The sequence below is a fragment of the Duganella levis genome (assembly GCF_009857605.1).
In the GTDB taxonomy this organism is placed as follows: domain Bacteria; phylum Pseudomonadota; class Gammaproteobacteria; order Burkholderiales; family Burkholderiaceae_D; genus Rugamonas; species Rugamonas levis.
Genome location: NZ_WWCT01000015.1, coordinates 104,327 through 118,243, shown reverse-complemented (window position 1 = coordinate 118,243; position 13,917 = coordinate 104,327). Strand labels below are relative to the sequence as shown.

Annotated in this window: 13 protein-coding genes; 5 read left to right on the top strand and 8 right to left on the bottom strand. The window is 62.3% G+C overall.

The window, feature by feature from the left end; all coding sequences use genetic code 11:
• Nucleotides 1–24: 24 nt before the first annotated feature.
• The 8 genes from rseP to rpsB form a co-directional block, all read right to left on the bottom strand.
• A complete protein-coding gene (rseP, locus tag GTP69_RS18425) occupies nucleotides 25–1,380 on the bottom strand; it encodes an RIP metalloprotease RseP (protein WP_161056225.1) in 1,356 nt (451 codons plus the stop codon).
• A complete protein-coding gene (gene ispC, locus GTP69_RS18420; protein WP_161056224.1) occupies nucleotides 1,377–2,570 on the bottom strand; it encodes a 1-deoxy-D-xylulose-5-phosphate reductoisomerase in 1,194 nt (397 codons plus the stop codon). The genes rseP and ispC overlap by 4 nt, the downstream gene beginning before the upstream one ends.
• 10 nt (nucleotides 2,571–2,580) lie before the next feature.
• The gene (locus GTP69_RS18415; protein WP_161056223.1) at nucleotides 2,581–3,420 is read right to left on the bottom strand and encodes a phosphatidate cytidylyltransferase; all 840 of its coding nucleotides are present in this window, start codon (nucleotides 3,418–3,420) and stop codon (nucleotides 2,581–2,583) included.
• Nucleotides 3,420–4,172 (bottom strand): polyprenyl diphosphate synthase, encoded by a 753-nt coding sequence (gene uppS / locus GTP69_RS18410; RefSeq protein ID WP_110849724.1) that lies wholly within the window; start codon nucleotides 4,170–4,172, stop codon nucleotides 3,420–3,422. The genes GTP69_RS18415 and uppS overlap by 1 nt, the downstream gene beginning before the upstream one ends.
• A gap of 155 nt (nucleotides 4,173–4,327) precedes the next feature.
• Nucleotides 4,328–4,888 (bottom strand): ribosome recycling factor, encoded by a 561-nt coding sequence (gene frr, locus GTP69_RS18405; RefSeq protein ID WP_161056222.1) that lies wholly within the window; start codon nucleotides 4,886–4,888, stop codon nucleotides 4,328–4,330.
• Nucleotides 4,889–4,921: 33 nt separating this feature from the next.
• Entirely contained in the window at nucleotides 4,922–5,638 is a 717-nt protein-coding gene (gene pyrH, locus GTP69_RS18400; protein WP_161056221.1) for a UMP kinase, read from the bottom strand.
• Between the two features lie 120 nt (nucleotides 5,639–5,758).
• The gene (gene tsf / locus GTP69_RS18395; protein WP_161056220.1) at nucleotides 5,759–6,676 is read right to left on the bottom strand and encodes a translation elongation factor Ts; all 918 of its coding nucleotides are present in this window, start codon (nucleotides 6,674–6,676) and stop codon (nucleotides 5,759–5,761) included.
• Between the two features lie 128 nt (nucleotides 6,677–6,804).
• On the bottom strand, nucleotides 6,805–7,557 hold the full coding sequence (gene rpsB / locus GTP69_RS18390; RefSeq protein ID WP_161056219.1) for a 30S ribosomal protein S2: 753 nt from the start codon (nucleotides 7,555–7,557) through the stop codon (nucleotides 6,805–6,807).
• Nucleotides 7,558–7,906: 349 nt separating this feature from the next.
• Between rpsB and GTP69_RS18385 the strand changes: the two genes are divergently transcribed.
• The 5 genes from GTP69_RS18385 (at nucleotide 7,907) to GTP69_RS18365 (ending at nucleotide 13,912) form a co-directional block, all read left to right on the top strand.
• Nucleotides 7,907–8,704 (top strand): MHFG family PEP-CTERM protein, encoded by a 798-nt coding sequence (locus tag GTP69_RS18385; protein WP_161056218.1) that lies wholly within the window; start codon nucleotides 7,907–7,909, stop codon nucleotides 8,702–8,704.
• Nucleotides 8,705–8,840: 136 nt separating this feature from the next.
• Nucleotides 8,841–9,674, top strand: coding sequence for a type I methionyl aminopeptidase (gene map / locus GTP69_RS18380; RefSeq protein ID WP_161056217.1), 834 nt, complete (start codon nucleotides 8,841–8,843; stop codon nucleotides 9,672–9,674).
• Nucleotides 9,675–9,693: 19 nt separating this feature from the next.
• Nucleotides 9,694–12,261: a [protein-PII] uridylyltransferase gene (locus GTP69_RS18375; protein WP_161056216.1), complete on the top strand. Its 2,568-nt coding sequence runs from the start codon at nucleotides 9,694–9,696 to the stop codon at nucleotides 12,259–12,261.
• Between the two features lie 24 nt (nucleotides 12,262–12,285).
• Nucleotides 12,286–13,035, top strand: coding sequence for a pseudouridine synthase (locus tag GTP69_RS18370; RefSeq protein ID WP_174864439.1), 750 nt, complete (start codon nucleotides 12,286–12,288; stop codon nucleotides 13,033–13,035).
• A 205-nt stretch (nucleotides 13,036–13,240) separates the two neighbouring features.
• Nucleotides 13,241–13,912, top strand: coding sequence for a flagellar brake protein (locus GTP69_RS18365; protein ID WP_161056215.1), 672 nt, complete (start codon nucleotides 13,241–13,243; stop codon nucleotides 13,910–13,912).
• The last annotated feature ends 5 nt before the right edge of the window (nucleotides 13,913–13,917 follow it).

The window sequence follows — 13,917 nt, the reverse complement described above, 5'->3', positions numbered from 1 at the left end:
ATCAACGAGAACTACACAGTACAGCTACAGCAGCCGGGCAACGTCGTTAAACACCGCCAGCAGCATCAGGCTCAATAACAAGCCCATGCCGAGACGCTGCGCGATGTCACCAACGCGCTCCGGCACAGAACGCCCAGTTAAAACTTCCAGCGAATAATACAGCAAATGCCCCCCGTCTAGAACGGGAATCGGAAGCAAATTCATCACACCCAGACTGATGCTGATGAAGGCGACGAAGCTCAGGTAATACTCCATGCCCATCTGCGCGGTCTGGCCGGCATAATCGGCGATGGTGATCGGGCCCGTCACATTCTTCAGCGAGACCTCGCCGGTGACCATTTTGCCGATCATTTTCAGCGTCATCGTACAAGTCTCCCAGACCCGCGCGACCGCCTTGGCGACTGCCGCGGGAGGGGATGATGGCACCTTGATCATATCCGGACGGTTTGCAATCTCCGCGTTGATCTTACCGACTGTTACAGTTCCTTGAGCGGTTTTTGCTTCCACCGCCGCCGGCACCACGCTGACCGTCAGCGGCTGGCCGTGACGCTGCATCGCCAGCAGCACCGGTTTGCCTGCGGCGGCGCTGATTTTTTCGATGAAGGCTGGGCTGTTATCCACCGCCACGCCGTCAACGGCGGTCAGCAGATCGCCAGCTTGCAGGCCGGCCCGTTCGGCCGGACCGCCCGGCAGCACGCGCAGCACCACCGGCAAGGGCCGCGCCACGTCCAGGCCCAATTGGCCTGGCACGTCGCCTTCCAGGTTCAAGCCTTGCAGCGCGCTGGCGGCCAGCGTCAGGTTGACGTGGCCCTGCCCTGCGCGTTCCAGCGCCACCCGCACCGACTGCTTGTCGATGGCCGCCTGCACCAGCTGCCAGCGCAGTTCGGACCAGACGTGCACCGGCTGTTCGTTGATCGACACCACGCTGTCGCCGCTGCGCAGGCCGGCCTGCCAGGCCTGGCTCTCGGCCTTGACGCTGATCTTGCTGGTGGGTTCTTCCACGCCGTGCATGAACAGGCCTGCGTACAGCGCGATGGCAACCAGGAAGTTGGCGATCGGGCCGGCGGCCACGATGGCGATGCGCTTCCACACGTTCTGGCGCGTGAATTCGCGTTTCAGGTCGGACTCCGGCAAGCCGGTCAGCTCGCCTTCGCGGGCGTCCAGCATCTTGACGTAGCCGCCCAGCGGCAGCGCGGAAATCGCCCATTCCGTCTGGTCCTTGCCGAAGCGGCGCGACCACACCACCGGTCCCATGCCGACCGAAAAGCGCAGCACCTTGACGCCGCACCAGCGCGCCACCAGGTAATGTCCCAGCTCGTGCAGCACCACCAGAGAACCCAGGCAGAAGACGAACGCCAGCACTTTTTGCAGGAAGATCATGCTGCCAGTCCGGCGATGCAGGCTTCGGCGGCGGCGCGCGCGGCGGCGTCCTGCGCCAGCACCGCGTCGATGCTGTGGGCGTCGCCGTGCGGCAGTGTGTCCACCACTTGTGCGATCACGCGGTCGATCTGGCGGAAGCCGATTTTGCGGTCGAGGAAGGCTTGTACCGCCACTTCGTTGGCCGCGTTCAGCAGCGCCGGTGCGGTGCCGCCGGCGCGCAGCGCGTCGAACGCCAGTGCCAGGCACGGGAAGCGGGTAAAGTCCGGTTTTTCAAATTGCAGCGTGGCGATCTGGGTCAGGTCCAGCTGCGCCACGCCGGAAGCGATGCGCTCCGGGTAGGCCAGCGCGTGGGCGATCGGCGTGCGCATGTCCGGGTTGCCCAGCTGCGCCAGCACCGAGCCGTCGACGTAGGACACCATCGAGTGGATCACCGACTGCGGATGGATCACCACTTCGATCTGGTCGGCCGGCGCGCCGAACAGCCAGTGCGCCTCGATCACTTCCAGGCCCTTGTTCATCATGGTTGCCGAGTCGACCGAAATCTTGCGGCCCATCGACCAGTTGGGGTGCTTGCAGGCCTGCTCCGGCGTCACCGCGTCCAGCGTGGCGACGTCGCGCGTCAGGAACGGGCCGCCGGAAGCGGTCAGCAGAATCTTGGCGACGCCGGCCGCCTGCTCGCGCACCGCCGGCACGCGGCCGCCGAATTGCGGCATCGACTGGAAGATGGCGTTATGTTCGCTGTCGATCGGCAGCAGCACGGCGCCCGATTCGTGCACGGCGTCCATGAACAGCTGGCCGGACATCACCAGCGCTTCTTTGTTGGCCAGCAGGATCTTCTTGCCGGCGCGCGCTGCGGCCAGGGTCGGCGCCAGGCCGGCCGCGCCGACGATGGCGGCCATCACGCTGTCGACTTCCGGCGCGCTGGCGATGCTGCACAAGGCCTGCTCGCCCCACTCCACTTCGGTCTTGACGCCGGCGGCGCGCAGCAGCGCCGCCAGGCGGTCGGCGGCGGCGGCAGTGCCGACCACCGCGCGCGCCGGACGGAACTGCACGCACTGCGCGGCCAGTTCTTCAACCCGGCTATGCGCCGACAGCGCGTAGACGGCGTAACGGCCGGGATGGCGCGCCACCACGTCCAGCGTGGATACGCCGATCGAACCGGTGGCGCCTAAAACGGTAATACGTTGCATGGGAATTCTTTCAGAGCCAGGACGTGACCAGCGCAGCCATCGGCAGCACCGGGATCAGCGCGTCCACACGGTCCAGCACGCCGCCGTGGCCAGGCAGCAGGTTGCTGCTGTCCTTGATGCCGGCGCGGCGCTTGAGTTGGGATTCAAACAGGTCGCCGATGACGGAGAACACCACGATCACCAGCAGCACCAGCAGCGCCGGAACCCAGCCGAAGCGGGCTTGCAGCTTCCAGGCGAAGGTGTCTTGCAGCCACGGCGCAGCGCCGTTGGCCAGGATGATCGACAGCGAAGCCAGCACCAGCACCGCAAGCGCGCCACCGATCGCCCCTTCCCACGACTTGCCTGGGGAGATGCTCGGCGCCAGCTTGCGCTTGCCGAAGGCCTTGCCGGAGAAGTAGGCGCCGATGTCGGCGATCCACACCAGCACCATCACCGACAGCAAATATAGCGGCGACTTCAGGTACAGGCCGACCAGCGCGAAGAAGGCGGCAAACACGGCAAAGGTAAAGGTGATCGCCAGCGACCAGTTGGCGGCGCCGTCCAGCGGCGGCAGGCCGAGGCCCAGCGTCGGCGTATAGCGGATCAGCCACAGCAAGGCGGCCACGCCATACAGCGCGTTGACCGCACCCGGCTTGGCCGAGTACATCAGCGCGACGAACAGCACGCCGCCGATGAAGCCGGCCACGCGCGCGCGGCTTTCGCCCAAGCCGAACAAACGGGCGCCTTCCCATACGGCGGCGCCGACAAACAGCGTCACCACCAGGGCAAACGCGGGGAAATAGTTGAAGAACAGGACCGGCAGCAGCACCGCCAGTAACACCAGAGCGGTAATAATCCTCGTTTTCAGCATCAGTTTGTCTTTTCAGCCAGTTGCGCGCCGGTGCGGCCGAATCGCCGCTCGCGGTGCTGGTAGGAGGCGATCGCCTCGTCGAGACACGCGGCGGAGAAATCCGGCCAGTACGTGTCGGTGAAAAACAGCTCGGTATAAGCCAGCTGCCACAGCAGGAAATTGGAAATGCGCTGTTCGCCGCCGGTGCGGATGAACAGGTCGGGTTCGGGCGCGTAGGCCATGACCAGGTGCGGCGCCAGTTGCTCTTCGCTGAAGTCGCTCGCGCCGGGATGGGCTTTGACCATCTGCGCCACGGCTTGCATGATGTCCCAGCGGCCGCCGTAGTTGAAGCAGACGGTCAACGTCATGCCGGTGTTGGCGGCGGTCTTGCGCTCGGCGGCGGCAATCATGCCTTGCAACTTCTGGTCGGCACGGCTGAGGTCGCCCACGACGCGCAGGCGGATGTTATTGGTGTGCAGTTTGGAGACTTCGCGCTCCAGCGCCGTCACGAACAGGCGCATCAGCAGGGACACTTCTTCTTCCGGGCGGCGCCAGTTTTCGGAGCTGAAGGCGAACAAGGTCAGATAGTCGACGCCACGGCGGGCGCAGGACTCCACAGCAGTGCGCACGGCGTCCACGCCCTTGGCGTGTCCGGCCACCCGCGGCAGGAAGCGCTTGGTTGCCCAGCGTCCGTTGCCGTCCATGATGATGGCCACATGGCGCGGTACGGCAGGTGCGTCTGGAACCTCGGTAGTCGAACTCGTATATTTCATGAAAACGTCGATGCCAAAGTATAAAGTATTGCAGGTGTGAGGCAAAAAGACAAGTTGCGCCCACAGAAACGTCATTCCCGCGAAGGCGGGAATCCATGCCGAGCGTGTCGCCACGCGGCCTATGGATTCCCGCCTGCGCGGGAACGACGCGGTGCTTACACCGTCAGGATTTCTTTTTCTTTCTCACCAACCATCTTGTCGATATCGGCAATGAACTTGTCGGTCAGTTTTTGCACTTCATCGGTGCCACGACGCTCGTCGTCTTCCGAAATCGCCTTGTCCTTGACCAGCTTTTTCAAGCCTTCGTTGGCATCGCGGCGGATGTTGCGCACGGCGACTTTGGCGTCTTCCGCTTCGCCCTTGGCCAGCTTGACCATTTCCTTGCGGCGCTCTTCGGTCAGCGGTGGGGTCGGTACGCGGATCATGTCGCCCTGCGCGGCCGGGTTCAGGCCCAGGTCGGCATCGCGGATGGCTTTTTCAATCGCGCCGGCCATTTTCTTTTCAAACGGCTGCACGCCGATGGTGCGGGCGTCGACCAAGGTCAGGTTGGCCACCTGGCTGATGGCGGTCGGGCTACCGTAGTAGTCGACCGTCACGTGATCGAGGATGCCGGTGTGGGCACGGCCGGTACGGACTTTGGCCAGGTCACCGCGCAGGGTTTCCAGCGATTTGGTCATGCGGTCTTGGGCGTTCTTTTTAACGTCAGCTGCGGACATTGCTGCTCTCCTGTATATCTGAAATATCTAAATTTAAACGTGAACCAGTGTACCCTCATCCTCGCCCATGATGACGCGCATCAGCGCGCCCGGCTTGGTGATGGAGAACACCTTGATCGGCAGTTTCTGGTCGCGGCACAGCGCAAAGGCGGTGGCGTCCATGACCTGCAAGTGCTTGGAAATCGCTTCATCGAAGCTGATCGAGTTGTACAGCGTCGCGTTCGGGTCTTTCTTTGGATCGGCAGTGTACACGCCATCCACCTTGGTGGCCTTCAGCACGATCTCGGCGCTCATTTCCGAACCGCGCAACGCCGCGGCGGTGTCGGTGGTGAAGAACGGGTTGCCGGTGCCGGCCGCGAATACCACGACTTTGCCTTCTTCCAGGTACTGCAGCGCTTTCGGGCGCACATACGGCTCGACCACCTGCTCGATGCCGATCGCCGACATCACGCGCGCGGTGACGCCAACGTGGCGCATGGCGTCGGCCAGGGCCAGCGCGTTCATCACGGTGGCCAGCATACCCATGTAGTCGGCGGTGGCGCGGTCCATGCCTTGGGCGCCAGGCGCCACGCCGCGGAAGATATTGCCGCCGCCAATGACGATCGCCAGTTCCACGCCCAGTTTCGCGACCTCGGCCACGTCGGCCACCGTCCGTTCGATCGTGGCGCGATTGATGCCGTAAGGATCATCGCCCATCAGGGCTTCGCCGGACAATTTGAGGAGGACGCGCTTGTAGGCTGGTTTGGACATGAGACGGGGCTCCTAATGATTGGTTGTTCGGGGTAAGTCTGCCGGCGCCTATGATACCTCGCCCGACGCCGGGCACTGCTGCGGGCTTAAAAAAACGGGCCTCTCGGCCCGTTTTCTGTATTACGCTCCTTTGGAAGCGGCTACTTGCGCAGCCACTTCAGCGGCGAAGTCGTCAACCTTCTTCTCGATGCCCTCGCCCACCACGTACATTACGAACGCTTTCACGGTGGTCGATTTTTCTTTCAGCATCTGCTCGATCGATTGCTTGTCGTTTTTCACGAAAGCCTGGTTCAGCAGCGAGACTTCTTTCAGGTACTTCTGTACCGAGCCTTCCAGACGCTTGGCGACGATGTCGGCAGGCTGTACTGGCTTGCCAGCAGCAACAGCGGCGGCTGCATCTTCGTCAGCTTTCAGCTTGGCCACCGAACGCTCTTTTTCGATCAGTTCGGCAGGAACCTGGTCAGCCGACAGCGACACTGGCTTCATGGCCGCGATGTGCATGGCCACGTCTTTACCGACTTGCTCGTCGGCGCCGTCGAATTCAACCATCACGCCGATGCGGGTGCCGTGCAGGTACGACGCCAGTTTGGCGGTGGTTTCGAAACGCTGGAAGCGGCGGATCGACATGTTTTCGCCGATTTTACCGATCAGGGCAGCGCGGACTTCGTCCAGCGTTTTGCCTTCGTCGCCAGCTGGCAGGGCCAGCAGGGCAGCCACGTCGGCCGGGTTCTTTTCAGCCACCAGACGGGCGGCGGTGTTGGCCAGGTTCAGGAAGTCGTCGTTTTTCGCAACGAAGTCGGTTTCCGAGTTCACTTCCACCAGGGCGCCCACGCCGTTGGCGATGTAGGTCGCGACCACGCCTTCGGCGGTGATGCGGCTGGCGGCTTTACCAGCCTTGCCACCCAGCTTGACGCGCAGGATCTCTTCCGCACGACCCATGTCGCCTTCGGCTTCGGTCAGTGCTTTTTTGCATTCCATCATCGGCGCGTCGGTTTTCGAGCGCAGTTCGCCTACCATTGCTGCGGTAATAGCTGCCATGTGTTTCTCCTGTATTTCGATCTGATAATCGGTATTCGGGGTGGTGAGCAAGATGCTCTAACCATTTACGTTAAAAAAAAGGGGGAGCTGTTGGCCACCCCTTTTTCCTTACAGCCAATCAGGAACGATTAAGCTTGTTCGCTGACTTCGACGAATTCGTCGCCGGCTGCGGCTTTCACCATTTCAACTACTTCGTTACCGGCAGCGGCACGGCCTTCCAGGATGGCATCTGCAACGCCGCGGGCGTACAGCGTGATGGCTTTCGACGAGTCATCATTGCCTGGAATTACGTACTGCACGCCTTCTGGCGAGTGGTTGGTATCGACCACGCCGATAACTGGGATGCCCAGTTTTGCGGCTTCGGTGATGGCGCCTTTATGGTAGCCAACGTCAACGACGAAGATTGCGTCAGGAACGCCGCCCATGTCTTTGATGCCGCCGATCGATTTTTGCAGCTTGACGATTTCACGTTGGAACATCAGCGCTTCTTTTTTCGACAGCTTCTCAACCGAACCATCGGCAACCGTAGCTTCCATGTCTTTCAGGCGCTTGATCGAGGTCTTGATGGTTTTGAAGTTGGTCAGCATGCCGCCCAGCCAACGCTGGTCAACGAAAGGAACGCCTGCGCGTGCCGCTTCCGCAGCGATGATATCGCGTGCTTGACGCTTGGTGCCGACCATCAGGATGGTGCCACGGTTGGCAGCAACCTGTTTCACGTGTTTCATCGCTTCTTGATACATAGCCATCGTCTTTTCCAAGTTGATGATATGGATCTTGTTGCGGTGACCGAAGATGAACGGTGCCATCTTTGGGTTCCAGAAACGGGTTTGGTGACCGAAGTGGACACCGGCTTCCAGCATTTCGCGCATAGTTACGGACATAATATTACTCCAGGGTTAGTTCCGGAATCCGACCAGTGACCCGGCTATGCCTGGCACCCTTGTTGACCGGATTCGAGTTTATAAATGAAATTAACAACATTGCTTAAACCAAATTCAAGCAACCCGATATTCTACCCTAAAAACAGCCACTTGCGCAAGATTTCTCACTATGATGCGCCGCCCCACAACCGTGCAGCCGCACCAAAATGTTACACAAGATTAAAAAATCTACCTCCAAGCCACCAAAAGATGCCGGGAATGTAATATCATCGAGCAAAATTCGTTCCGATAATTTAATTTTCGTTGCGCCCAGCCCCTGCGATAGCGTCCTTCTCGAAAGATCGCCATCATGTCCGTCCTGTTAGCCGCCGCCCTCGCCGCCGCGATACAACCCACCTGCTCCTGGGACCACCCTGGGCGCAACCCGTACACCGGCAGCCCGGCTGCCGCCATCGACCGCTACACCGACATTCCGGCCGCCGTGCGCAGCACGCTCAAGCGCCGCATCGAGGAACATCAGCCGGACGATACCGTCAGCATCACGCGCGACGCCATCGGCGGCAAGAGCAAGTACGATCCCGCCATCCACGACATGCACTTCGGCGCCGCCTCGCAATGCGCCAGCGTGACCCGCAGCCACTGGGCCGAAACCCGCAGTGAACCGGGCGCCGTGTACTGCGTCGGCGAGCACTGCATCCTGGTACCCAAGATTTGCGGCAACATCAGCCGCATCAGCAAGCTGGCGCCAGGCAAGGCGCCGGTAGCAGTCGCCAGCCAGGCCGCCGCAGCGAAACCGGCCGAATTTGCCGACATCAGCCTGGTCGACCCCGATGTGCACGAGCTGGCCGATGCCATTCCGCTGGACCAGCTCGATCCGGACGGCAAGCCGAACAAAACGCAGCGCCTGGCCGGCAGCGTGTCCGGCGACGGCGTCGACCAGTTCGAACTGGCCGATGAACTCGATCTGGACGACCTGGCCAGTCAATTCGCCCGCCGCAACGCTTTCGGCCTGGGCATGGACGGCGGCAGCGCCATCCATACCGCCGTGCCGGAAGCCGACACCTGGGCCATGCTGCTGGGCGGCCTGGGCCTGATGGGCTGGATGGCGCGCCGCCGCGCCCTGGCAGTCGCCAAGGCCGCCGCCTGAGTCTTGCCACAGCCGGGGCCACCGCCAGCCCCGGCGTCGTTTATAATTTCCATATATTGCACGCCACGCGCCCCGCTTCTGTTGCGGCCGGTGCGGCTGGCGCGTTCACCGTTTACCTAGCTGATTGCGATCCACTATGTCTATTACCATCAAAACCGCCGAAGATATCGAAGGCATGCGCATCGCCGGCCGCCTCGGCTCCGAAGTGCTGGACTACATCACCCCTTTCGTCAAACCGGGCGTCACCACCGGCGAACTGGACCGCCTGTGCCATGAGTACATGGTCAACGTCCAGGGCACCATCCCGGCGCCGCTGAACTACAGCCCGCCAGGCTACACGCCCTACCCGAAGGCCATCTGCACCTCGGTCAACGACGTCATCTGCCACGGCATTCCGGGCGATAAAGTTTTAAAAAATGGCGACGTCGTCAACCTGGACATCACCGTCATCAAGGACGGCTACCATGGCGACAACAGCCGCATGTTCTTCATCGGCGAACCGTCGATCCTGGCCAAGCGCCTGTCGGACATCACCTATGAATGCATGTGGTTGGGCATCGAGCAGGTCAAGCCGGGCGCCACGCTGGGCGACATCGGCCACGCCATCCAGCAGCACGCCGAAAAAGCCGGCTACAGCGTGGTGCGCGAATTCTGCGGCCACGGCATCGGCAAGGTGTTCCACGAAGAGCCGCAGGTGCTGCACTACGGCAAGCCAGGCACCGGCGTCAAGCTGGAAGCCGGCATGATCTTCACCATCGAGCCGATGATCAACGCCGGCCGCCGCGAAATCCGCGAAATGGGCGACGGCTGGACCATCAAAACCAAGGACCGCAGCCTGTCGGCGCAGTGGGAACACATGCTGGTGGTGACCGACACCGGTTACGAGGTGCTGACGCTGTCGGCCGGCAGCCCGCCGCCGCCGGCCTTCGTCACCGGCCAAGGGTCGGCCAACCCAGCCAAGGCAGCGTAATCCCGTGAACGCGGCCGTGATGAGGAACCAATTGCGCGAGCAGCTCAAGCGCCAGCTGAAGGCCGACCGCCAGGTCGTCATTGCCGCCTTCAAGGAAGACGGCAAGCCGGAAAAGCTGCTGCGCAGCCTGCGCCAGAGTGTCGACGCGGTGCTGACCACCGCCTGGCACGCGGCCGGCCTGCCGGAGCATACCGCGCTGGTCGGCGTCGGCGGCTACGGCCGCGGTGAGCTGTTCCCGTATTCCGACGTCGACCTGCTGATCCTGCTGCAGGAAGCGCCGGACGCCGCCACCACGGAAAAGCTGGAAGAGCTGGTGCAGCTGCTGTGGGATCTGGGCCTGGAAATCGGCCACAGCATCCGCACGGTGGACGAGTGCCTGACCGAATCGGCGGCCGACATCACGGTGCAGACCAGCCTGCTGGAAGCGCGCATCATCTGCGGCGACGAGCAGCTGTTCGCCGAGCTGCAACACCGCTACGACGCGGCGATGGACCCGCGCGCCTTCTACCACGCCAAGCTGCTGGAGATGAACCAGCGCCACGCCAAGTATGAAGACACCGCCTTCAGCCTGGAGCCAAACTGCAAGGAAAGCCCGGGCGGCCTGCGCGACCTGCAAGTGATCCTGTGGCTGGTGAAGGCCTCCGGCCTGGCCAACTCGTGGCGCACCCTGGCCAGCAGCGGCCTGATCACGCAGACCGAAGCGCGCCAGCTGATGGAAAAAGAGCGCGCCTTCAAGGACATCCGCGTGCGCCTGCACCTGCACGCCGGCCGCCGCGAAGACCGGCTGGTGTTCGATGTCCAGACCGCGATTGCCGAATCGCTGGGCCTGACCGCCACCGGCGCCGGCGCTCATATGCGCCGCGCCAGCGAATACCTGATGCAGCGCTATTACTGGGCCGCCAAGACCGTTACGCAATTGAATACCATTCTGTTGCAGAACATCGAGGAACGGCTGTTCCCGCAGGACGGCGTGGCAGTGCCGATCAACGCCCGCTTCAACGACGTCAACGGCCTGATCGACATTGCCGAGGACGACACCTTCGAGAAGACGCCGTCGGCCATGCTGGAAATCTTCCTGCTGATGACCGAGCGGCCGTCGATCAAGGGCATGACGGCGCGCACCACCCGCGCGCTGTGGCACGAGCGTTTCCAGATCGACGCCGCCTTCCGCGCCGATCCGGCCAACCGTTCATTGTTCCTGCAGATCATGCAGGCGCCGCGCGGCATCATCCACGCACTGCGCCGCATGAACGACCTGTCGATCCTGGGCCGCTATCTGCCCAATTTCCGCAAGATCGTCGGCCAGATGCAGCACGACCTGTTCCACGTCTACACGGTGGACCAGCACATCCTGATGGTGGTGCGCAATATGCGCCGCTTCACGATGGCCGAGCATGCGCACGAGTACCCGTTCTGCAGCCAGCTGATGGCCAACTTCCCCAAGCCGTGGGTGCTGTTCCTGGCCGCGCTGTTCCATGATATCGCCAAGGGCCGTGGCGGCGACCACTCCAAGCTGGGCATGGCCGACGCCGAGCAGTTCTGCCTGGAACACGGCATGAGCGAGGAAGACACCGAGCTGGTGGTGTTCCTGGTCGAGAACCATTTGACCATGTCGCAAGTGGCGCAGAAGCAGGACTTGTCCGATCCGGACGTGATCCAGGCGTTTGCCAAGCTGGTCGGCGACGAGCGCCACCTGACCGGCCTCTACCTGCTGACGGTGGCCGACATCCGCGGCACCAGCCCGAAAGTGTGGAACGCCTGGAAAGCCAAGCTGCTGGAAGACCTGTACAAGATCACGCTGCGCGTGCTGGGCGGCGAACCGCACAGCGCCGCCAACGAGCTGCGCAACCGCCAGGACGAGGCGCTGGCCACCTTGCGCCTGTACGGCCTGGACGCCCACGCGCACGAAGCCTTCTGGAAGCAGCTGGACGTGGCCTACTTCCTGCGCCACGACGCCTCCGACATCGCCTGGCAGACGCGCGCGCTGTACGAACGCTTCAACAGCGAATCGCCGGTGGTCAAGTGCCGCCTGGCGCCGATCGGCGAAGGCTTGCAGATCGCGGTCTACATCAAGGACCAGCCGGACCTGTTCGCGCGCATTTGCAGCTATTTCGACCGCAAGAATTTCTCCATCCTCGACGCCAAGATCCACACCACGCGGCACGGCTATGCGCTGGATACCTTCCTGGTCACCGAGCAGAATTTCGCCAAGAACTACCGCGACATCATCAGTCTGATCGAGCACGAGCTGTGCGGACTGCTGACCCATCCGGAGCCGCTGCCGGCGCCGAACAAGGGCCGGCTGTCGCGCCTGTCGCGCACCTTCCCGATCCAGCCGACGGTTGACCTGCGCCCCGATGAGCGGGGCCAGTACTACCTGCTGTCGGTGGCGGCCAACGACCGCACCGGCCTGCTGTATTCGATCGCCAATGTGCTGACCAAATACAAGATCAACCTGCACACGGCCAAGGTCATGACCCTGGGCGAGCGCGTGGAAGACGTGTTCCTGATCGACGGCCCGGCGCTGAATAACGCCCGCAACCAGATCCAGCTGGAAACCGACCTGCTGGACGCCATCAAAGTTTAACCCCTGTTTTCAAAGAGTCCCCCCATGTCTGAAGAATTACTCCGCCTGTCCAAACGCATGTCCGAACTGGGACTGTGCTCACGCCGCGAGGCCGACGAATGGATCGCGCGCGGCTGGGTCCGGGTTGACGGCAAAGTCATCTCCGAGCTGGGCACCAAGATTTATCCGAGCCAGCATGTGACGGTCGAACGCCAGGCGGCGGCCGAGCAGTCCAAGCGCGTGACGGTGCTGATCAACAAGCCGATGGGCTATGTCAGCGGCCAGGCCGAGGACGGCTATCAGCCGGCGGTGGTGCTGATCAAGCCGGAAAACCGCTGGCCGGACGATCCGTCGCCGGAGCTGTTCCACCCGACGCAGCTGCGCTCGCTGGTGCCGGCCGGCCGCCTGGACATCGACTCGGTCGGCCTGCTGGTGCTGACCCAGGACGGCCGAGTGGCCAAGGAACTGATCGGCGAACATACCGACGTCGACAAGGAATACCTGGTGCGGGTCGAGTACACCAAGCCGGGCAAGCTGCCGGACAGCGACCTGAAAAAGCTCAACCACGGCCTGTGGATGGACGGCAAGCCGCTGCTGCCGGCCAAGGTGCGATGGCAGAACGACGACCAGCTCAGCTTCACGCTGCGTGAAGGCAAGAAGCGCCAGATCCGCCGCATGTGCGACATGGTCGGCTTGAAAGTTGTCGGTTTAAAACGGGTGCGGATTGGCAAGGTGAAACTAGGTGATCTGCCGGTCGGCCAATGGCGTTATTTGCGCCCGGATGAACGCTTCTGACCACAGGCAGACAAAAATTCTTGCTATTTTGCAAGCCAAAAACCGGAATCCACTGTAAACTGCGCAGATCGACCTCGCATTATAGAAGTCATTGCCAAAGAGATATGCCGTCGTGAACGATCCTATACCCAATGAATTCCGTCGCGGGCCTCCCACCCTAAAAGATGCTGTGGAGCCAATCGCAACGGGTTCGAAGCCGCATGACATGACCGATGAACATGACATCGGTGATGCCCTGACTTTGCTGGCCGATAGCGGCGAGCCGGTGTCCATTTATCCGCTCAGTTCCACCAATGTGGTGATGGCGCGCATCAAATGGGTCGATCCGGAGAATCCGCACTTTGTGGTGGAACTCAACGAAGGTGAATTCCTGCCGCCGGGCGAGGCGGTTTTTGTGGCCTGGATGCGCTCCGCCAAGCTGCAGTTTACCCTCAGCTCGACCGACTGGGCCTCCAAGCCCAACGAGCCGACCCTGATTCCGATGGAATTCCCGCTCAAATGCCTGGTGCTGAACCGGCGCGCTTCGACGCGGCTGGAGACGCCGCTGGGCGTTTACTACATGGCCTCGTTCGTGTTGAACGGCAAGCCATATGAATTGCAGCTGTACGATTTTTCCGCCGGCGGCGTCGGCATGCGCGCCTCGCCGCGCGACGCGGTCGGCCTGCACGTCGGCCGCAAGCTGCAACGCGTGCGGCTGGAACTGGGGCCGGATTCGGTGATGATCGCCGACCTGGAGATCCGCCTGGCGCGCACCTTCCGCTCTTTCCTGCTGGGCGAACAGGTGCAGATCGGCTGCCAGTTCTCGAATCTGTCGCCGACCATGGAAGAAGAATTGCGGCGCCTGCTCGACAAGTTGAACAGCAAGCACCACCGTTGAGCATC

Bases quoted from the DNA above. Each gene is read 5' to 3' on its own strand.
- uppS (WP_110849724.1), bottom strand. From the start codon at position 4,172: ATGAAATATACGAGTTCGACTACCGAGGTTCCAGACGCACCTGCCGTA.
- GTP69_RS18385 (WP_161056218.1), top strand. From the start codon at position 7,907: ATGTCCGTCCTGTTAGCCGCCGCCCTCGCCGCCGCGATACAACCCACC.
- GTP69_RS18365 (WP_161056215.1), top strand. From the start codon at position 13,241: ATGACCGATGAACATGACATCGGTGATGCCCTGACTTTGCTGGCCGAT.
- ispC (WP_161056224.1), bottom strand. From the start codon at position 2,570: ATGCAACGTATTACCGTTTTAGGCGCCACCGGTTCGATCGGCGTATCC.
- GTP69_RS18415 (WP_161056223.1), bottom strand. From the start codon at position 3,420: ATGCTGAAAACGAGGATTATTACCGCTCTGGTGTTACTGGCGGTGCTG.
- frr (WP_161056222.1), bottom strand. From the start codon at position 4,888: ATGTCCGCAGCTGACGTTAAAAAGAACGCCCAAGACCGCATGACCAAA.
- tsf (WP_161056220.1), bottom strand. From the start codon at position 6,676: ATGGCAGCTATTACCGCAGCAATGGTAGGCGAACTGCGCTCGAAAACC.
- GTP69_RS18375 (WP_161056216.1), top strand. From the start codon at position 9,694: ATGAGGAACCAATTGCGCGAGCAGCTCAAGCGCCAGCTGAAGGCCGAC.
- rseP (WP_161056225.1), bottom strand. From the start codon at position 1,380: ATGATCTTCCTGCAAAAAGTGCTGGCGTTCGTCTTCTGCCTGGGTTCT.
- GTP69_RS18370 (WP_174864439.1), top strand. From the start codon at position 12,286: ATGTCTGAAGAATTACTCCGCCTGTCCAAACGCATGTCCGAACTGGGA.
- pyrH (WP_161056221.1), bottom strand. From the start codon at position 5,638: ATGTCCAAACCAGCCTACAAGCGCGTCCTCCTCAAATTGTCCGGCGAA.
- rpsB (WP_161056219.1), bottom strand. From the start codon at position 7,557: ATGTCCGTAACTATGCGCGAAATGCTGGAAGCCGGTGTCCACTTCGGT.
- map (WP_161056217.1), top strand. From the start codon at position 8,841: ATGTCTATTACCATCAAAACCGCCGAAGATATCGAAGGCATGCGCATC.